Here is a 19,272-nt window from a genome sequence, read left to right as displayed (position 1 = left end):
GCCATCGATTTCGACTGTTTCCTGATTGATGAAATCGTTGCGGTGGGCGATTCACGCTTTCAGCAAAAATGCCATGATGAGCTTTTCGTGAAGCGCAAGGATCGCGCCATGATCCTGGTGTCGCACAACGACACCTATATCCGCGAACATTGTGATCGCGCATCGGTCTTGGCGGGCGGAACGCTCACCCATTTCACCGACATGGATGCGGCCTATGAATATTATCAGGCGCACGCGACCGAATGAACCGGCTCTGGGGGCTATGGGAACGCTTTGCGCTTTCCCTGGCCGGTAGATCAACTGCCGGAATAGCGAAGCCCCGCAGGCTTCTGGTCGATGTGTCCACCATTGCCCAGCATGACGCCGGGACAGGCATCCAACGGACCGTTCGCGCGATCTGGCAGCATCTCTATCGCATGGATCTGGGCGAGATCATCTTGTTGCCGGTCGCGGCAACGGCGCGGCGGGGTTATGGTATCGCCGGGTTCGATCCTGCCTCGGGGCGTCTGTCCCTGCCCGTTCCTGGCGCGCCAGTGCTTCAGGCGGGGAAGGGGGACATATTTCTGGGTCTGGACCTCGCCGCGCATCGCCTTTCGCGCCATGAGCGCCAGATTGCGCGCTGGCGGCGGTGCGGCGCCACGATCCACATCCTTGTCTATGATCTTCTGCCGCTCCTCAACCCTGAATGGTTTCCAGACAGCACGGGACGAAATTTTCGCAGATGGATAAAGGTGGTCGCGCGTCGGGCTGATAGCGCCATCTGCATTTCCCAGCAGGTCGCCGCCGATCTCGACAATTGGCTCGATGTCAGGCGGACCCCGCGTCGGACCGAAATTGCTCGGCCCGTCATACCTTTGAGTGGGGCGGTTGAAACGAGTAATCCCACGCACGGTGTGGACAAGCGGGGTCGCGAAGCTATAGCGCGTGCCGAACGTCGCCCGACGGTGTTGATGGTCGGCACGGTGGAGCCGCGTAAGGGCCATGATTGCGTACTCGACGCGATGGCACATCTTTGGCGGGTCGCGGATGGGGAGGCACCCGATCTTATTCTGGTAGGGCGACCCGGCTGGCGCACGGAAGCCCTTCAGCAGCGGATGCGGTCGCTGGAAGCAACAAGTGGCCGGTTCATTTGGCTGGATCAGGCGTCGGATGAATTGTTGACGGCTCTTTATGCATGCACTGCTCTGGTGGTCATGCCGTCTCGTGGCGAAGGTTTTGGCTTGCCGATCGTCGAAGCGCTGCGGCAGGGTCGCAAGGTGCTGGCCCGCGACTTGCCGGTATTCCGGGAATTGGCACGGCCGGGCCTCTTCTTCTTTGAAGACGAGACGCCTGATGGGCTCGGCCTCGAAATAATGAAGCGGTTGCGTGAACCCGACCCCGTACCGTCGACGGGGGATGGTTGGGACGATAGCGTGCTGGCCCTACTTCATGCCCTGGGACTGAAGGGGGCGTCAGCGTCGGACAAGGCTATGGCGCATCCGGACGCGCTCTGAGCGTCGCGTCGTTCCGTTCAGGCGAATGTCAGCCCGAATGATGGCGCGCTCTGCGGGATGAACTGCGCTTCTGCCTATCCCGCGGCCACGATTGCGGCCAGCATCACGCGCAGGTTCGCGCGCCAGTGCGGCGTTGGGCCACCCAACGCCGCATAGGTCGAGGCCTTGTCGAGCACGGAATAATGCGGGCGCTTTGCTGGTGTAGGATAGTCGCTGGTAGGGATCGGCACGATCCGCGCTTCCTGGCTCAACAGGCCCGCTGCGAGCGCCTCTTCCTGGATGGCGACGGCAAAGTCGTACCAGCTTGCCGCGCCGCTGTCGGTATAATGGTGCAGACCGGCGAGATTGGCGCCGGCCATCGTCCAAAGCGCACGCGCCAGACCCGGCGCATAGGTGGGCGTCCCGATCTGGTCGGCGACGACGCGGATCTCGGGGCGCTCGGCCATCAATCGCAGCATGGTACGCACGAAATTGGCGCCGGTGGGGGCGTAGACCCAGGCGGTCCGAACGATCAGCGCATCTGGACCGGCCAGTCGCTCGCCGGCCAGTTTAGTACGGCCATAGGCACTCAGTGGCGAGGTCGGTGCATCGGGTGTGTAGGGTACACCCGACCGGCCGTCGAACACGAAGTCGGTCGAAACATGTACGAACCGCGCGCCCACTGCGCGCGCCGCATCGGCCAGGGTGCCGACGGCGGTGCCGTTGATCGCCAGCGCCTGTTCTTCCTCCTGTTCCGCTCTATCCACCGCTGTGTAGGCGGCGGCGTTCAGCAACAGGTCGGGCTTTTCCTGCTCAACCATCGCGCGCACGGCATCGGCGTGAGTGATATCCAGTTCATTGGAACCGACACAGGTCAGGGCCATGCCGGCCGGAGCAGTAGCCTGCAACCCCCGTCCCAGTTGGCCCATGGCCCCAACGATCAGCGCCTTCATGCAAAAGCCTCGATTTCTTTCAGCGACTTGCCGACCGCGTCCTTGCCCGACAGTTGCGGCTCCAGCCCTTCTAGTGGCCATTCGATGCCGACCGTCGGATCATCCCACATTAGCGAATGCTCGGCAGACGGGTCATAGGTGGCAGTGCATTTGTAGAGAAACTCGGTGCCGTCCTCCAAGGCGACGAAGCCATGGGCGAAGCCTTCCGGCACCCAGAACATCCGCTTGTTTGCGGCGGAAAGTTCGACGCCCACCCATTTCCCGAAATGCGGGCTGGACTTGCGAAGATCGACTGCCACGTCCCAGACCCGGCCGGCTGTGACGCGTACCAGCTTGCCTTGCGGATTGGGATTCTGGAAATGCAGCCCGCGCAGGACGCCGCGTGCCGACTTGCTGTGATTGTCCTGTACGAAATTGAGATCGAGGCCGGCCGCCTTGAAGGTGTTTGCGTTGTAGCTCTCGTAAAAGAAGCCACGATCGTCGCCGAATACGCGCGGTTCTATGATCACAAGGCCTGGAATGGCCGTTTCAATGACGTTCATGCAATCGCGCCCTTACCTTTCAGCAGGTCCATCAGATAATTGCCGTAGCCGCTCTTTCGTAGAGGCGAGGCAAGCGCCTCAAGCTGGCCGTCGTTGATGAAGCCCTGCCGCCACGCGATTTCTTCGGGACAGCAAATCTTCAAGCCCTGACGGTCCTCGGTCACGCGGACATAGAGGGCAGCGTCGAGAAGCGATCCATGGGTGCCAGTGTCGAGCCAGGCATAGCCCCGGCCCATGATCTCGACCGAGAGCGATCCTTCCTCCAGATAAAGGCGGTTGAGGTCGGTGATTTCCAGTTCGCCACGAGGGGATGGAGCGAGGTCGCGGGCCATGTCTACCGCGCGACCATCGTAGAAATAGAGGCCGGTGACGGCATAATTGGATTTGGGTTGAGCGGGCTTTTCCTCAATCGTTTCAGCACGGCCATCCTTGTCGAAGGATACGACGCCATAAGCGGTCGGATCGCCGACATAATAGCCGAACACGGTTGCCCCCCCGTCGCGCTGGCTCGCGCGGTTCAGTAATTCGACCAGGCCATGGCCATAGAAGATATTGTCGCCCAGAACGAGCGTGGACGGATCGCTGCCGACGAAGTCCGCGCCAATATGATAGGCTTGAGCTAGTCCCTTGGGTTCGGGTTGCACGGCGTAGGACAGCGAAATGCCAAGTTCCTTGCCATCTCCCAGCAAGGCCTGGAAAGATGGCGCGTCATGCGGTGTAGTGATAATCATGATGTCGCGGATGCCGGAAAGCATCAGTGTCGAAAGCGGATAATAAATCATCGGCTTGTCATAGACGGGCATCAACTGCTTGGAGACGCCCCTGGTCAGCGGATAAAGTCTGGTGCCGGATCCACCGGCCAATATTATTCCCTTACGCACATCTGCCTCCCGTGGAAGGATCGGGGGTGTAAATGGCGGAGGAAGCGATTGCAAGGCGATGTTGCGGTGCGTCAAAAATCTGCGATATGGACATGCAACATTCTGCAGGGGCATGTTTCAATATTTGTCTGACGGCTGCGATATCATGTCGATGGAAATCCCGCCTGTATCGGCACTTTCATTCCCATGCGACGGAAGTGCCGGGTTTATCATTGACATGCAGGGCTTTGGAGTCAGAGATGATGCTCTATCAGGGGCTGAGAGGCGGGCATTAAGTGGATAATATGGCGTCGGCGGCAGTTGCAGGTGCAACGGACGGTAAGATCGTTGGCGAATCCCTGGCCAAAGGCGCCGGGTTCGAGCGCGCAGATGCGCATGCACAGGCGAAGCGGACTGCCGTGCTGGTCGTGGCGATGCATCGTTCGGGCACCAGTGCCTTGTCGCGCACGCTCAACCTTCTGGGTTGCGAGATGCCGCCCAAGCTGATCGGCGCGGACCAGTGGAATTCGGCCGGATATTGGGAATCCAAGCCGATCAAGGATCTGAACGAGGAAATACTGGTTTCCGGCGGGTCCGAATGGAGCGAGTGGCAGGAATTCAACCCGCAATGGTTCCGTTCCTCTGTGGTTCAGCGGTTCCGGGATCGCGCCATCGAACTGGTGCGAAGCGAGTTTGGAGACGCGCCATTATTTGTCTTCAAGGATCCACGACTTTCTCTACTCATGCCATTTTGGCGCGATATTCTTGAAGAGTTGGGTATCGAGCCGGTTGTTATTCATCCGTTGCGCAATCCTATCGAAGTGGCCCGGTCGCTGGAGCGGCGCAACAAATTCCTGATGCCCAAGGGCATATTGCTCTGGTTACGCTACACCCTGGACGGCGAGCGCGGCACGCGCGGGTTGCGGCGGTTTTTCACCACCTACGACGACTTGCTGGAGGATCAGGCTGGCTTCGTCCAACGGTCGCAGGAGGCGCTGGGTGTCTACTGGCCGCGCAATTCTGACAAGGTGCGTCGCGAAATGGCGGCCTTTCTGTCCAGTGGCATGCGGCATCATCGCGATGATGTGAAGGGCCTGCGCGCGCTGACCTATGCGGCCGAATGGGTTGAGGCCACCTATCAGACATTGCTGGACTTCGCTGCCAATGGCGAGACCGCCGACGGCCGCGATGCGCTTGATACGGTCAGCGGGGCTTACACGGCTGGTGTAAACGCGTTTGGATCGCTCGCGAAGGACAATGAGGAGCGTTTCGCGCGGGTGTCGCAGCTTCAGCAGGAGCGTGACAAGCTGCTGGAGCAGGCCAAGGCGACGGAAGCGCTTAAGCACAGTGAGGAAGAGCATCGAGCGGTGCAGAAGGAGCGCGAGGAACTGCGGCAAAAAGCACAGTCACTGGAAGCTGCTGTTGCGCAGGGCCGGCAGCAGCGTGACGAGATGAAGGCCGCGCAAGTCGAGATCGAGGCTCGGGCTGTGGCTGCTCAGGAGCGGGCTGATGCAATCCAGCAGGCAAAGACGGCCCTGGAGCAGCGGCACCTGGCGACGCAAAAGGAGCGGGACGGGCTGCGTGACCTGAAGGCGCAGTATGAAGCTGCCGTCGCGGACTCTGCGTCTGCTGCAACTGCTTTGAACAAGCGGGACGAGGTGATCGCGGGATTGAATCGCGACCTGCTCGCCAAGGATTCGGCGCTGGAGGAGAGCGCACGCGAACTCGCGAGTCTGGGAGCGGTTCTGGCGGATGCCGAAAAGGCTGCCGGTGATCATCAAGTCAAGATCGCCCAGACCGAGCAACTGGCCCAGCAATGGGAATCGGAAATCGAGCAGTTGAAAGCGGAATTGCAGGATGCGCGGATAGCAGGTGATGCTGCGCAGAGGGCACTGCGGCACGAACTTGCGCAAACGGAAAGTGCATTGCGTCAGCGCCAGCTTGAAAGTGAGCAGGCGGGCGAGGAATTGGCTGCCGTGCAGCAGCGAGCTGAGGCCGAGCGCGCTGCGCAGGAGGCCGCCTCGACGGAACTGAACCAGAAGCTGGCGACGGAGCAAGCCCGTGCCGTGACCCTGGAAGCGGCGCGGGTTGCCGCGGAACAGAATGTCCAAGTCCGCTTTAACGAGATTGCGAGCATCACCGAATTGCTGGCGGGTCGAGAAGGCGAATTGACCCATGTCAATTATGCGCTTGCAGATGCTCGACGTCGGATCGGTGAGCATGCGGACAATGAAAGGCGCTTCGTTGATGTGATGCAGGATTTCGCGGCTGCATTGCAGGAAAAGACGGTTGCGCTGGACGTGGCGTCCGTCGCCCTGAATGAGACGAATGCGCGCGTGGTTCAACTGGAGGAGCAACATGGTTCAGCGCTCCAGTCATTGGCGACTGCGCTCGACGATTTGCAGCAACAAAAGCACATGCTGAGCGCGGTTGTCGCTGCGAGCCGGGAGGATATGGAGGCTCGCCAGAACGCTGCGGAGGGCGCGCGTCAGACCGGCGAGCAGATTTATCGCCAATTTCTGGCAACTCTTCATGCTTTGCTTGCGCAGGCGGTGCTGCCATTTCCAACTCTCACGCGCAGGAAGACGTTGGAACGGCAGCGCCGTATCCTGCTCGACCATGCCAGCTTCGACCCCATATGGTATGTCGCTGCGCATGACGATTTGCGCGACCGTGAAGTCGACCCTTACCGCCATTATATTCGTCATGGCGTAAGGGAAGGCCGGGCACCGAATGCGGCCATGGAAGCATTGCGGGCTGGAATATCGTCCCCCAGGCGTTGAAGCAGGCGAACGCTTTATTCCGGTCGATCCGACCTACCTCACAATATGGTCCAACAGCGTTGTCGGTGTTGCTGTAATTAATTAGTCGAGCTGTACTTTGAGTAAAATGTAGACCTATTATAATAAAATACTCGTTTATGCCGTCTAATTTACATCATATTATCATTGTAGTTTAGCCAAATTGAAGTGAGATTATATAGAACGACGGAAGCATCGTTGATGATGCGCTGAAATTTGATAAAATATACACTGGATATTTACGGGTATTTGAAATATTAGTAATTTTTGCACTTGCTTTATCATGCCGTTATGGTCAGGTTGCGCCGGTTCATAAGATGCTAATGGCAGGCGCAGGTTTATTTGCGCTGAGATAATCGGGGTCATGGGAGAGGCCACTGAAGAGCCGTTTGGCTGATTGTCCGTGGTGCGAGGGGGAAATGGTGAAGAATGTGAATTTGGCCGGTGTGGTATCCGCAGAGGATGTCGCGAGGATCAAGGAGTCGAACTTGTTCGACCAGGCCTGGTATCTCAACACCTATCAGGACGTTCATATTCTCCAGATGGATCCTGTCGAACATTATCTGTGGTTAGGTGCGCGGTTGGGCCGCAATCCATCTCCCCATTTCAGCAGCAATGCCTATCTTGAGGCCAATCCCGACGTGCAGAATGCGGGGGTCAATCCTCTTGCCCATTATGCCAAGAATGGCATGAGGGAGGGGCGGAAGCTCGAACCACGCCGTCGCGCACTCGATCCCCGATCATGGAAGCAGGGTGACGTTGCCGTTATTGACGACGCGCCCTCCGTCCTCCTCTGCGCGCATGAGGGCAATGCGCACATGTTCGGCGGTGAACGCAGCTTCCTCGACATGCTTGAGGCGCTCGCGCAGATGCGGCTCAACATATATGTCACCATCCCCGGCGAGGGGAATTCCGACTATATCGAGATGCTGCGCCAGAAAAGCAGCGGTCTGTTTTCTTTCCCTTATTTCCAGTGGTCGAAGAATCGCAAGCCCGATGAGGCGTCGATCGAGGATTTCACGCACATCATCGAAAAGTGCAATATCAGCCTCGTTTATTGCAATACGATCGTGCTGGTCGACCCGCTCATCGCTGGCCGGCGCGCGGGTCGTCTCACCGCGATCCATGCCCGCGAACTGATCGATCATGATGAACATCTCTGCGCTCGCATGGGAATGGATGCGAAGGGCATCATCGATCGCATCCTGCAACAAACTGACTATGTGATCGCCAACTCGGCCGCGACCCAGAAACTGTTCGCATTCAGCCGCCGCAGCTTCCATGTACCCAATGTTGCCAAGGTCGACCTGCTCGACATGCCTAACAGGGTTGGTGAGAAGATCGTCTTCGGCATCGTCAGTTCGAATATCCCCAAGAAGGGCATTGCCGATTTCGTGGAAGTCGCGCGCAAGGCAGAATCGAGCATCCCGAACGCCCGCTTCCGTGTCATCGGACCGGACAATGACTATGTCGCTGAACTGAAGGCTGGAGGGCTGCCAGGCAATCTCGAATTTGCCGGCTATGCCAATAGCCCGGCCGAGGCGATGGCGCAGGTCAATGTGGTGCTGACCCTGTCGCATTTCGCCGAGTCCTTCGGTCGTACCGTGGCCGAAGCGCAAGCAGCGCGCCGTCCCGTGATCGGCTACCGCTGGGGCGCCGTGCCTGAACTGATCGACGAAGGTCAGACCGGTTTCCTAGTGGGCCACAAGGATGTTGACGCGGTGCTGGCGCGCGTCAACACGCTTTGCAAGGATCCCGATCTGATCGCCACCATGGGCGAGGCCGGCCGGCAGAAGATCATACGTCAGTTTGCACCGATCGCCTTGCGCAACAATCTGCGTCAGGCCCTGTCGGCGATCCTGGCCGATGCCGTGCCGCTCCGCGCGGATGCGGGCCGTCGCCTGACCATTATCGTGCCGGTCTACAACGCGCTTGACGCCGTCGAGCGTTGCCTCAGTTCCGTGCTCGCCAAGACCGATCTCACCCGGCACCGGGTGCTGATGATAGATGATGGCAGCAGCGATGAGCGGGTGCAGCCGATGCTGGAGAGTTTCGCCCGTAATCAGGGCTTCCACCTGCTCGTGAACCCGCAAAATATGGGATATACCCGGACGATCAACCGGGGCATCAATTGGGCGGACAAGGATGACATCCTGTTGCTCAACAGCGACACCATCGTTCACGATGGTTGGATCGACGGGATCCAGAAGATCGCGCTGGGCACGCCGAAGGCGGGCACGGTGACGGCGATGGGTGACAATTCGGGCGCCTTCTCCTTCCCCACGGCCAATGTCGTAAACCCCATTCCCGAGGGCCTGACCCATGACCAATGGGCGAAGCGGGTCATCGGCTTCACCGGGGCATCCGATCCGATCGAGGTGCCGACGGGCAACGGCTTCTGCATGTATATTCGTCGCGACCTGATGGATCATATCGGGCTGTTCGACGAGCAAGCCTTCCCTCGCGGCTATGGCGAGGAAAATGACTTCTGTATGCGGGCGCTGAAGGCTGGTTGGAAGAATTTCATCTCACCGCACGCCTATGTTTTCCACCAGCGCACTGCGAGTTTCGGGGCGGAGAAGGAAGGGCTGATAAAAACGGCGATGGAAATCGTCAATCAGCGCCATCCCGACTATGCCCGCCGGGTGCAGGCCGCTTTCGGAGGAGGCAGGATGAAGGCGTTACGCGCCCTGTCTGCGAAGGCCTATGAGGACATTGCCGTACCAACGGTCCCGGCCTGGCATGCCGCGTCGGTCGGCGAACCGATGGACGTCAGCAAGTATCGCGTCGGTCCGGAAAGGCGCTTCCAGTCGCTTAACCAGATGGTCATCGACTGGCACGGCCTACGCGGCCAGGCCGTGCAGCGCGACCCCGACCTCGTGTCGATCATCGTTTGCGTCTACAATCAATATTCCTTGACCGACAAATGCCTTAACGCACTGGTCCGCCATTGCGGTTGGGCGAAGATCGAAATCATCATGGTGAACAATGCCAGCGATGAAGAAACGTCCGGCCTGCTGGACAGTTGGGCCGCTCGAGACGGTCGAGTGACGGTCATCCACAATTTCGACAATCTCAACTTTTCGCTGGGCAACAACATCGGTTTTGCAGCGTCGCGCGGCGCTCGGGTCGTATTTCTCAACAACGACACCGAAGTGCAGTCGGGCTGGCTGGAACCTTTATTGGCGCCGCTGGCAAATGCCGAGATCATGGGTACGCAGCCCAAGCTGCTCTATCCAGACGGTCGTGTGCAGTGCGTGGGCGTGGTTTTCTCCGGCAAGACGCCGCTCGGTTATCCCATCTACGTCGATGAGGCTGCGGATTCCCCTTTGGTGGCACAGAATCGTCGCTTCCGTGCGATCACCGGCGCTTGTTTCGCGATGCGCGCGACGGATTTTGCCGCGGTCGGCGGCTTCGACACTGTCTTCATCAATGGGCAGGAGGATATCGACCTCTGCTATCGTCTGGGCCATGGAGGCAACGTCTTCGAATATGTCGCCGGCTCGACGGTCACACATCATGAGGGGCGGACCAAAGGGCGCGGCCGGTTTATCACCCACAATCGCTATAGCTACGCCGCCCGTTGGCGGGACGTTTTTCCAGGGGACGATGCCGATCATTATGCACGGGACGGTTTTCGTATCGCGGAATATCAGATCGACCGGCCGGAATTGGATCAGACCGGCATCGCTTGCTGGCGGGCGCGAATAGAGGCTTACTTTGCGGCATAGGGTGTATGAGTTATTTCTCGACATGATCAAGGGAGAGTAAACGGATAAGCAGCCATAGTTGCTTCTATTTATCATTCATAGATATGGTAATTTAAATGCCGGGATATAATCAGGAAGAAGTAATTCCTGCGATAGCTTCCGTGTTCCAGTAAACCGTTGCTGCTCGCTCGATGGCGTCTTTCTTCTTCGGTTCCATTTCGATCAGCTTATGCATGGAGCGCAGAGCTTTTTCCATGTTTCCATTTTCTAGGGCCGGATTGAAGCCTGGCACCAGCATTTTCAGATGATGGACGTAATCTGATCGAACCTCGGAAAGAATGCTTGAGATATGGGCCCAATTGTTATTTTGGGGTATTTCATCTGACAAGGCTGCCCGACATTCCATCGTAAAACCATATCGATCGTTCAGTCGTTGAATGATGTCGGCATTGCCTTGCACAATCAGCGTTGCAGCAGCCGGTGAAAGTTGCGGCTTGGTTCCGACAAGGCCGGCTTCATTCATGGTGGTGAAAAAATCAATGAGGCGTGAACTGCGTGGCGCTGATTTTCCGTCGATCTCATGGCAAAACCGCCGGCGATAATCCTGAAGCGCAACCATTTGTTCTGCAGAGAGCGAACTGTTCTCGTTGATCTGTTCCAGATGGAAGCCTTGCTTTCCAGTTAGGGTCTTGAGAACTTGCTCAACATCGGCGACGACATTGGTACCGATCAACTTTTTTCGATCGAATATGCGCACGGTAACGCTGTCGATCTTGGGACAGCTCTGCCATTGACCAAGGAGTTGGTCCAAGGGACGAGCATAGGTGTCTGGTCGGGGGAACCGATAGCTTGCTTTGATTGCCTGTTGGGCAAGTGACAAATACATGCCCAGCGGATCACGAACATAAGCAATTACATCGATGCGCTCGATGTCTGGCGTGATCATCTGCAGAATGGTCACAACCTGTTCGGGGCCAAGCGTCAGAAAAGCTTCGGAAGAAATAACGATATAATCGCTTGTAGATAACTGCGCCTGCAACTGGGCGATCGTCTGTCGAGCAAAGGCCTTTTGATGCACGTCATTGCCCCGCGTCGATTTGCCCAGCAGCGTACCCATGCAGAAATTGCCGCTCGTCCGGTGATGGGATGTGTAGGCTAGGCCGGCTTGATGGAGAGTGGCCTGGGCATCGAACAGTGCGGCCTGGATTGCAGAGCTTCCGCACTTGCCATCTCCGATGTGAACGATGAATTTTGCCAAGGATCGGTCTCCGTTTTCGGGTGGCCGATGAGTAGGGATAAGATGCAGAAATTACTATACAGATTTACCGGAAGCGTAAGCCTCGCGACAGAATCGATATGAATTAAAGCATCCGCCAACTCAATTTAGGTAGGCGTTGAGATAATTTTATCGAAAGCATGATTTGAAACGACATCGCAGTATATTTCTAAATATAATATGGTGATTTATGGGAAAATTTAAAAAAATCGAAGAAGCCATTTTGACGCCTGTTAGAGTAAAAAAGAACGGTCATCCCGGATCGTTGATTGGCGGGCTATATGATAAAGATAAGAATTTTATAGATGATTCAACATTCTTTAGGGATGGAAAGAGATTTGTTTATCCGTTATCTTTGGATGGAAGGATTATTTCGTCACAGATTGATTGTCCTGTAATATTTGGTGGTTATCTTTATAATCATTTCGGTCATTTTTTGCTGGAATCGTTGTCACGTCTCCATGTGTGCGATATTTTTCCAGATTATCCGATAGTATGGATCAAGGAGAGGGAGATGAAATCATGGCATAGAGATCTTATGAGCGTTATTAACATTAAAAACGATCAGATATTTGTTAGTGAAATTTCCCAGGCGATGGAAATTATTGTGCCCGATTGTGGTTTTTCGATAGGTAAATTCTTTAAGGGCTATCACCAGGAATTTCTTGGGAAATATGAGAATAATGTCAGGCGCGGCACAAAATTGTGGTTGTCGAGATCTTTTCTTTCGAATGGCCTTGGTGGTGTGGATAATGAGCCGGAAATTGAGTATTACTTAAAAGATAAGGGGTGGACGATCTTTCATTCTCAATTGCACTCTATAGACGAACAGATTGACGCCTTATCTTCAGCAGAAAGAATCGCAGGGTTTGAGGGATCTGCATTTCATCTCCTTATTCTTATCAAGAACGTGGCAGCTAGAGTTGACATATTTACGAGAGGAAATATTATTAATAATAATTTTAATCTGATCGCGGATGCAAAGGGTTTTGATCAGAGGGTCCACTTTTTAGAAATGGAAAAAATAAGCGGAGAGAGGTCACACTCCCGATATCGCTTGAATGATGTCGCATCCGTTATTCAAATGTTGGACCGATGAGCGCAGGATCGGTTTTTGCCTTCTGGATCAAGTGACTTATGCCTCCATTGTAATTTAGGTTTAATGGATCGACGAGGGCGCATCACACGTTGACGCGGTTCAGGTCAATTTGAGGGTGATCGCAAAATGGCTCGCGCACAAAATATAAAGAAAGTGGTGATATTATTGCTGACAGTTGCAGTCATGAATCCAGTATCTGCGGAGCCGCGGCGTCGTCTCTCAGTGGATTTCGACGAGGGGCAGAGCATGCTCTCGCGAGACTCCAACACGATCGTGGACGCGCGAAATGGCGCGGATTTTCGGGCCACTGTGGATAAGGGGACGAAGGCGGTCGATCGACCAGAGGTGGTATCGCAAGGGTGTAATACGCCACCCGGTTGCCTGCGCGTCTCGATGGACCCCAGCGCAAAAGGCGCGGCAAAGAACAAAATAATGTACAGCTTCTGGTCGCACTATAAACCTTTGCCGGGCGGCGAACAGGGCCGGCTGCGGATCGGAGGCGGCATCGCGCGTATCAGCTTCGCCATGAAGTTTGACCCGCGTTACGATACGCCGCTGCATCAAATGATACATTTCCAGATATTGCAGCCCAAGGTTGCGGGACGGGTCAACAAGGTAAGTAAGGTCAATCCCGGCGGCCCTATCCTATCGTTGCGGATCGTGCCCGTATCGCGACGGAAGAACAAGTCGCCTGACATCCAGGAATTCATCGTTGCGGTGCGTAGCCCTCAAGCTCAGTCCTATTATTATTATGACACGCGGGACAAGGGCGTGCTTTACCGCGGCGAAATCCACAAAGGCGATTGGAATAATTTCTCCTTTGTGCTTCAATCGATAGATCGCGCCGGCGATATGGGTGGCCGCATTGGCTTTTGGATGAACGACCAGAAGCGCTTCGACAAGCCAGTTGAATGGGGCTTCGACCCTGATCGGTACGGTGTCAGTCCTCAACTCGGATTCGAATTGGGCAGCTATCGAAGCGCCGACGCGACTGGCCACCAGACTGTCTATTTCGATGACGTGAAGGTTGATCGCTGAGAGCGGTCTATACAGGCCTATTTTCGCTCAACCGAAAAAAGCCGCCGATGCTGATGCCTCCGATGGGCTTTTTGCTGCGTCTTTCACTGACAGGAAGCCGGCCTATGGCCGGTTTCCGGCTGGCCAGAATGTCGGGGCCGGAATCTTCATCAGCTCCATCATTGTGACGGCAACATATTGATGGCGATGATCTGACCGTTCGAACGGGCGTGTGGACAGCGCATTGGCAAAACCATGCGGCTCGGTTGACCGAGCTTGTGTGGTGCATCGCATTTTACAGCGGCACTTATCGCCCAAAGCTCGATCAATGGCGCGCGATCGGGATCCAAATTCGTCATTCGAACTTGCCACCAAGCCACGCGAAAGACCGCCGCAATGCATTGGAAATAATGAAGAATATAATTGGCTGGGGCGGCAGGATTCGAACCTGCGCATGGCGGTACCAAAAACCGCTGCCTTACCGCTTGGCTACGCCCCAGCATGGTCGACGAAGCGTCGACGCGGTCGCCATATAACGTGTGATTCGGGAAAGGAAAGCCTAGTCATGATAGTTTGATGACGCCAATATGCGCTTCGCCCTTTTGCCGGATTGCAACCATACATGTCCGTTACCAACGCGCCTTCCCAAGTTTCGCCCGCATCGCCGCTCTTCCTGCGTGAGGACGAGATACGGCGCGGCATCGAGATGCTTTATTTCGGCTATTCCGCGCTGACCCGGTCGATCGATGAGGGGTTGTCGTCACAGGGGCTGGGACGGGCGCATCATCGCGCGCTCTATTTCATTTCCCGCCAGCCCGATCTGACGGTCAAGGATTTGTTGCGGCTGCTGGCGATCACCAAACAGTCGCTGGGCCGGGTACTCAACGACCTGATCGAGCGTGGCTATATAGAGACGCGGATCGGTCCGAGCGACCGGCGTCAGAAATTGCTGCGGCTCAGTCCTGCCGGCAAGGCGCTGGAAGCAGAGCTGTTCCGGGCGCTGCGCGAGAAGATGGCAGCTGCCTATGCGCAGGCGGGGCAGGGGTCCGTCACCGGTTTCTGGCGCGTGCTGGAGGGGCTGATTCCCGAGGGGGACCGGTCGATGGTGTTCGGCCTGCGTGGCGGATAAGGTTAAGCCTGCGAAACTTTCTGCCTGCTCCTGCGCTTGAACGGCTCCATGACAAGGGCAAGAGGAGCCACATTTATGCGTAACACCCTTCTCGCCGGGCTGACGATCCTGGCCGCCGCCGGCCTGTCGGCCTGCTCGGAAAAGGCGCAGGACAATCTGGAAAATGCGGGTTCGGCGATCGGCAACGACGTGACCAACGCGGTCGACGATGCCGGCGCGAAGATCGACAACGGTCTGAACGATGCGGGCCAGGCGATCGACAATGGCGCGGACCGGATCGGCGCTGCGACCGACAATGCTGCGGCGGACGCCCGGCGCGAAACGGGCGAGGCCAAGAAGGATGTCGGCGAATCGCTGGAGAAGGCCGGCCACGACCTCAAGCATGATTGAGGCCTGATGATGGATGCCGTTCGCTCCGCCGGGAGCGAACGGCATCAGAAGACAACGTTGCGAACAAACCGAACGAGCGTGTCTTCGCGATTGACGAAGAGGTAGGGGTGGTCGCTGGTGAAGATCAGGAAGTCGCCCGCCGCGACCCGCTTCGGTTCCGCGCCTTCGACTTCCACCGTCAGCGCGCCTTCCACCACATAGAGCATTTCGTGCCAGTCGGCGGCGTCGGCCTCTGCCGGATAGGTTTCGCCCGCGCCCAGCGACCAGGTCCATAGTTCGGCTTCGCGCGCGGCCGGCACGGTGCCGAGCAGGGTGGCGCGGCTGTCCGGACTGTCGCCGCGCCAGGCAAGGCTGTCGATGCGGCTGTTGTCGGGCATTTCCGGCGGGCGGACGAGGCGCGAGAAACTGACACCGAGCGCGTGGGCGAGACGGTCGAGCGTCGACAGGCTGACATTGGCTTCCCCGCTTTCGATGCCGGAAATCATGCGCCGGCTGACGCCGGCCTGCGCCGCCAGCATATCCTGGCTGAAACCGCGATCGACACGGAGCGCGCGGACATTCCCCGCGACATGGGCGAGTACATCGGGGCGATCCTGCGTCGCTGAGTCTTGACTGTGCAATATATTGCTCATAGGGCGATGTGCATTATGTTGCACAATGACGCCTCCGACAAGCCTGCCCAAAGCCGATTGATGATCGGTCGTCCCGAACTCGCGCTGATGGGCGCGACCATCCTTTGGGGTGCCAGTTTTCTGATCGTCCATAATGCGGTGAAGGAAACGGGACCGCTCTTCTTCGTCGGGCTGCGTTTCAGCACGGCGGCGCTGATCGCCCTGCCGCTGGCGCTGCCGGTGCTGCGCGGGCTGACAGCGCGGGAAGTGGTGGCGGGGCTGATGATCGGCATCGGCATTTTCGCCGGCTATTCGCTCCAGACCTGGGGTTTGCAGACGATCAGCAGCAGCACGTCCGCCTTCATTACGGCCGCCTATGTGCCGCTGGTGCCGATCCTGCAATGGATCATCCTGCGGCGACGGCCTCGGCTGGCGAGCTGGATCGGGGTGGCGCTGGCCTTTGCCGGCTTGCTGCTGATCGCCGCGCCGAGGGATGGGCTGGCGATGGGGCAGGGGGAGGCGCTGACGCTGATCAGCACTTTGGCGATCGCGCTGGAGATTATCTTCATCAGCCTGTGGGCGGGCAAGGTGAATGTCGCGCGGGTGACGCTGGTGCAGCTGGCGGTGACGGCGCTGCTGGCCTTCGTTTGCATGGGACCGGCGGGAGAAAGCGTGCCGCCCTTTTCCTGGACGGTGGTGATCAGCGCGTGCGGATTGGGGGCGATGACGGCGGTGATCCAGTTTGTGATGAACTGGGCGCAGCGGACCGTGTCGCCGACGCGGGCGACGCTCATCTATGCGGGCGAGCCGGTCTGGGCCGGGATCATCGGTCGGATGGCGGGCGAGCGGATGCCCGCCACGGCGCTGCTGGGCGGGCTGCTGGTGGTCGCGGCGGTGATCGTCAGCGAGATCAACTTCGAGCGGCGGCGCAAGCCGGCGGATGCGGAAGACATCCGCGATCCGCAGGCGAGCGCGGTATCGTAATCAGCCCCGTTTGAATATCGGCGGGCGTTTCTCGAAGAAGGCGGCGAAGGCCTCCTGCGCTTCGGGCGAGGTGAGGGTTTCGCGGAAGAGGCGCGCTTCCTCCTCGATCCGGGCATTGAGCAGGGCGGGGTCGCCCTTCATCAGGCGACGGGTCGCGGCGAGCGCCTGAGGCGGCTTGGCCATCAGCGCGGCGGCTTTGGCGCGGGCGTGATCGAGCAGGGCTGCGACCGGCACGATCGCGGTGACGAAGCCGGCGCGATCAGCGCTTTCCGCATCCATCGGCTCGCCCAGCAGCAGCATCGCCGCCGCCTTGGCATGGCCCATGATCGCGGGCGCGAGCAGGCTGGAGCCGGCCTCCGGCACGATGCCGAGATTGACGAAGGGCATGACGAAGCGCGCGTCGGGCGCGGCATAGACGAGGTCGCAGTGGAACAACATGGTCGTGCCGACGCCGACCGCCAGCCCCTGCACCGCGGCGACGATCGGCTTGTCGAAGGCGGCGATGGCGTGGATGAAGTCGAAGGCGGCGCCGCCGCCCTCTGGTCCTGCCATGAAGTCCTTGAGGTCGTTGCCCGCGCAGAAGGCGTCGCCGCGTCCTGCGACCAGCACCGCGCCGATCTCCGCGCGCGCGGATGCGTCGGCCAGCGCCGCCGTCATGGCGCGATACATGTCCGCCGTCAGCGCGTTCTTCTTGTCCGGGCGATCGATATGGATTTCGATGACGCCCGCGGTTTCGATCACCGCGATATGCTCGCTCACGTCTAGCCTCTCCTGTCTAATCCAGCTTGGTCCTGTCCAAGGGGAAATTGTTGGCGCAGCCTTGGCACCGCGTCTATCCCCCAAAACAACCTATCGTCCCGCCGGATATGAATATGAACCGATTGCGCCAGGCGCTTGATCCCTTCCTGCTGTTGCTGATCGCCACCGTTGCCCTAGCGTCGCTATTGCCGGCGCGAGGGGAGGGCGCGCGGATCGCGGGTATCGTCGCCGATGCGGGCATCGTGCTGCTTTTTTTCCTGCATGGCGCGAAATTGTCGCGGGAGGCGATCTGGAGCGGGGCGAAGGCGTGGAAACTGCATCTGGCGACGCTGGGCACGACCTTCGTCGCCTTCCCGATTCTCGGCCTCATCGTCGGGCGATTCGGTTTCGTGCCGTCGGATATGCGAGCGGGGCTGCTGTTCCTGACGTTGCTGCCCTCTACGGTGCAATCCTCCATCGCGTTTACCGCGATCGCGCGCGGCAATGTTGCGGCGGCGGTGGTCAGTGCGTCCTTTTCCAACCTGCTGGGCATTTTCCTGACGCCGCTGCTGGTCGCGCTGCTGATGCAGAAAAGCGGGAGCGGCAGCCTTATCTCCCTGTCCTCGGTGGAGGGGATCGTGCTGCAATTGCTGCTGCCCTTCGTCGTCGGCCATCTGATGCGGCCGTGGATCGGCGGCTTCATCGGGCGGCACAAGGCGATGATTGGGCGGGTCGACCGGGGATCGATCCTGCTGGTCGTCTATTCCGCCTTTTCCGCCGCCGTAGTGGAAGGGCTGTGGAGCCAGGTCTCGAGCGAGGAACTGCTGGTGCTGGCGGGGCTGTGCATCGGGATGCTGGTGCTGATCCTGCTCTTCACCCTGCTGCTGGGGCGGATGCTGGGCCTGTCGCGCGAGGATGCAATCGTGCTGCAATTCTGCGGCTCCAAGAAGAGCCTGGCGTCGGGCGTGCCGATTGCTGGCGTGTTGTTCCCGGCCAGCACGGTCGGGCCGATCCTGCTGCCGATCATGCTGTTCCACCAGATCCAGTTGATGGCCTGCGCCTGGCTGGCGCGGCGCTATGGCGCGCAGCCGGCCGCTGAACTGGCCCCGGCGGAGTGAGGGCGATGAGCGAACCCATTCTGACGGACATCGACATGGATCGTTTCCTGGCCCAGATCGACGCGCTGGCCCATGCGGTCGCCGCGTCGGGATGGCGGCCCGACTGGCTGGTCGGCGTGGGGCGCGGCGGGCTGGCGCCTGCGACGTGGCTCAGCCACGCGATGGGGCGGCCGATGCTGTCGGTCGACATGTCGGCGAAGCTGCCGGCTTTCAGCGACGCGTTGCTGGTGGAACTGGCGAGCCGGGCAGCGGCGGGCGAGCGGATCCTGATCGTCGATGACATCAACGACAGCGGCGGGACGATCAACCGGCTGCGCGACGCCATGGGTCGGGCGGACGGCGACGTGCTGCGCGTCGCCGTGCTGATGGACAATATCCGCTCCGCCGCCAGCGTCGACTATCGCGCCGAAACGATCGACCGGGCCGTGACCAAGGACTGGTTCGTCTTCCCCTGGGAGAAGGTGGCGAGCCGCGCCAGCATCCTGGCCGACTGGGGCGAGGAGCCTGACCGGACGGCGTAAACGGACATCGATCTGGACAAGCTGACCGCCCCATTGATCGCCGAAGTTTGC

16 protein-coding genes, 1 tRNA gene and 1 pseudogene are annotated in these 19,272 nt (G+C 58.6%); 11 read left to right on the top strand and 7 right to left on the bottom strand.

Annotated elements, in window-relative coordinates:
• Together VMR39_RS05450 and VMR39_RS05445 are read left to right on the top strand one after the other, a co-directional pair.
• Positions 1-246: pseudogene (locus tag VMR39_RS05450) on the top strand (ABC transporter ATP-binding protein); the annotation flags it as partial.
• A gap of 92 nt (positions 247-338) precedes the next feature.
• Entirely contained in the window at positions 339-1,493 is a 1,155-nt protein-coding gene (locus VMR39_RS05445; RefSeq protein WP_325414986.1) for a glycosyltransferase family 1 protein, read from the top strand.
• 74 nt (positions 1,494-1,567) lie between these two features.
• Here the strand turns inward: VMR39_RS05445 and rfbD are convergent, their stop codons facing one another.
• Genes rfbD through rfbA form a run of 3 tightly spaced genes read right to left on the bottom strand, consistent with a single transcriptional unit; the run spans position 1,568 to position 3,848 of the window.
• Positions 1,568-2,425 carry a dTDP-4-dehydrorhamnose reductase gene (rfbD, locus tag VMR39_RS05440; RefSeq protein ID WP_325414985.1) on the bottom strand — a complete coding sequence of 286 codons (858 nt, stop codon included), beginning with the start codon at positions 2,423-2,425 and terminating at the stop codon, positions 1,568-1,570.
• A complete protein-coding gene (gene rfbC / locus VMR39_RS05435) occupies positions 2,422-2,967 on the bottom strand; it encodes a dTDP-4-dehydrorhamnose 3,5-epimerase (RefSeq protein WP_325414984.1) in 546 nt (181 codons plus the stop codon). The genes rfbD and rfbC overlap by 4 nt, the downstream gene beginning before the upstream one ends.
• Positions 2,964-3,848 carry a glucose-1-phosphate thymidylyltransferase RfbA gene (rfbA, locus tag VMR39_RS05430; protein WP_325414983.1) on the bottom strand — a complete coding sequence of 295 codons (885 nt, stop codon included), beginning with the start codon at positions 3,846-3,848 and terminating at the stop codon, positions 2,964-2,966. The genes rfbC and rfbA overlap by 4 nt, the downstream gene beginning before the upstream one ends.
• A gap of 275 nt (positions 3,849-4,123) precedes the next feature.
• Between rfbA and VMR39_RS05425 the strand changes: the two genes are divergently transcribed.
• Positions 4,124-6,610, top strand: a complete 2,487-nt coding sequence (locus VMR39_RS05425; protein WP_325414982.1) for a hypothetical protein — start codon at positions 4,124-4,126, stop codon at positions 6,608-6,610.
• A gap of 506 nt (positions 6,611-7,116) precedes the next feature.
• Positions 7,117-10,359: a glycosyltransferase gene (locus VMR39_RS05420; protein WP_325414981.1), complete on the top strand. Its 3,243-nt coding sequence runs from the start codon at positions 7,117-7,119 to the stop codon at positions 10,357-10,359.
• 109 nt (positions 10,360-10,468) lie between these two features.
• On the opposite strand, the gene VMR39_RS05415 is transcribed toward VMR39_RS05420, so the two are convergent.
• Positions 10,469-11,596, bottom strand: a complete 1,128-nt coding sequence (locus VMR39_RS05415) for a hypothetical protein (protein ID WP_325414980.1) — start codon at positions 11,594-11,596, stop codon at positions 10,469-10,471.
• Positions 11,597-11,804: 208 nt separating this feature from the next.
• Here VMR39_RS05415 and VMR39_RS05410 point away from each other — a divergent pair, with 208 nt between their 5' ends.
• Together VMR39_RS05410 and VMR39_RS05405 are read left to right on the top strand one after the other, a co-directional pair.
• Positions 11,805-12,713: a glycosyltransferase 61 family protein gene (locus VMR39_RS05410; protein ID WP_325414979.1), complete on the top strand. Its 909-nt coding sequence runs from the start codon at positions 11,805-11,807 to the stop codon at positions 12,711-12,713.
• A gap of 126 nt (positions 12,714-12,839) precedes the next feature.
• Complete coding sequence (locus VMR39_RS05405; RefSeq protein ID WP_325414978.1) at positions 12,840-13,751, top strand: hypothetical protein; 912 nt, start codon at positions 12,840-12,842, stop codon at positions 13,749-13,751.
• A gap of 403 nt (positions 13,752-14,154) precedes the next feature.
• Here the strand turns inward: VMR39_RS05405 and VMR39_RS05400 are convergent.
• Positions 14,155-14,229 (bottom strand) — tRNA-Gln (locus VMR39_RS05400).
• Between the two features lie 123 nt (positions 14,230-14,352).
• Here VMR39_RS05400 and VMR39_RS05395 point away from each other — a divergent pair.
• Positions 14,353-14,859, top strand: coding sequence for a MarR family winged helix-turn-helix transcriptional regulator (locus tag VMR39_RS05395; protein WP_325414977.1), 507 nt, complete (start codon positions 14,353-14,355; stop codon positions 14,857-14,859).
• A 75-nt stretch (positions 14,860-14,934) separates the two neighbouring features.
• Entirely contained in the window at positions 14,935-15,249 is a 315-nt protein-coding gene (locus tag VMR39_RS05390; RefSeq protein ID WP_325414976.1) for a hypothetical protein, read from the top strand.
• Positions 15,250-15,293: 44 nt separating this feature from the next.
• Here VMR39_RS05390 and VMR39_RS05385 read toward each other — a convergent pair whose 3' ends face one another.
• Positions 15,294-15,869: an XRE family transcriptional regulator gene (locus tag VMR39_RS05385; protein WP_325414975.1), complete on the bottom strand. Its 576-nt coding sequence runs from the start codon at positions 15,867-15,869 to the stop codon at positions 15,294-15,296.
• Between the two features lie 27 nt (positions 15,870-15,896).
• Here VMR39_RS05385 and VMR39_RS05380 point away from each other — a divergent pair, with 27 nt between their 5' ends.
• Positions 15,897-16,844, top strand: a complete 948-nt coding sequence (locus tag VMR39_RS05380; protein WP_325414974.1) for a DMT family transporter — start codon at positions 15,897-15,899, stop codon at positions 16,842-16,844.
• Here the strand turns inward: VMR39_RS05380 and VMR39_RS05375 are convergent, their stop codons facing one another.
• On the bottom strand, positions 16,845-17,603 hold the full coding sequence (locus VMR39_RS05375; protein ID WP_325414973.1) for an enoyl-CoA hydratase-related protein: 759 nt from the start codon (positions 17,601-17,603) through the stop codon (positions 16,845-16,847).
• 113 nt (positions 17,604-17,716) lie between these two features.
• On the opposite strand from VMR39_RS05375, the gene VMR39_RS05370 reads away from it, so the two are divergent.
• Both VMR39_RS05370 and VMR39_RS05365 read left to right on the top strand, forming a co-directional pair.
• The gene (locus VMR39_RS05370; protein WP_325414972.1) at positions 17,717-18,700 is read left to right on the top strand and encodes a bile acid:sodium symporter family protein; all 984 of its coding nucleotides are present in this window, start codon (positions 17,717-17,719) and stop codon (positions 18,698-18,700) included.
• A gap of 5 nt (positions 18,701-18,705) precedes the next feature.
• Positions 18,706-19,221, top strand: coding sequence for a phosphoribosyltransferase (locus tag VMR39_RS05365; RefSeq protein WP_325414971.1), 516 nt, complete (start codon positions 18,706-18,708; stop codon positions 19,219-19,221).
• Positions 19,222-19,272: the final 51 nt, after the last annotated feature.

Origin of the sequence: Sphingobium sp. (genome assembly GCF_035511395.1) — a bacterium.
Classification (GTDB): domain Bacteria; phylum Pseudomonadota; class Alphaproteobacteria; order Sphingomonadales; family Sphingomonadaceae; genus Sphingobium.
Note: the sequence above shows the minus strand (reverse complement) of the source record. Positions and strands in the feature narration are given on the sequence as shown.

Bases quoted from the DNA above. Each gene is read 5' to 3' on its own strand.
- VMR39_RS05405 (WP_325414978.1), top strand. From the start codon at position 12,840: ATGGCTCGCGCACAAAATATAAAGAAAGTGGTGATATTATTGCTGACA.
- VMR39_RS05365 (WP_325414971.1), top strand. From the start codon at position 18,706: ATGAGCGAACCCATTCTGACGGACATCGACATGGATCGTTTCCTGGCC.
- rfbD (WP_325414985.1), bottom strand. From the start codon at position 2,425: ATGAAGGCGCTGATCGTTGGGGCCATGGGCCAACTGGGACGGGGGTTG.
- rfbC (WP_325414984.1), bottom strand. From the start codon at position 2,967: ATGAACGTCATTGAAACGGCCATTCCAGGCCTTGTGATCATAGAACCG.
- VMR39_RS05390 (WP_325414976.1), top strand. From the start codon at position 14,935: ATGCGTAACACCCTTCTCGCCGGGCTGACGATCCTGGCCGCCGCCGGC.
- VMR39_RS05380 (WP_325414974.1), top strand. From the start codon at position 15,897: ATGTTGCACAATGACGCCTCCGACAAGCCTGCCCAAAGCCGATTGATG.
- VMR39_RS05395 (WP_325414977.1), top strand. From the start codon at position 14,353: ATGTCCGTTACCAACGCGCCTTCCCAAGTTTCGCCCGCATCGCCGCTC.
- VMR39_RS05370 (WP_325414972.1), top strand. From the start codon at position 17,717: ATGAACCGATTGCGCCAGGCGCTTGATCCCTTCCTGCTGTTGCTGATC.
- VMR39_RS05410 (WP_325414979.1), top strand. From the start codon at position 11,805: ATGGGAAAATTTAAAAAAATCGAAGAAGCCATTTTGACGCCTGTTAGA.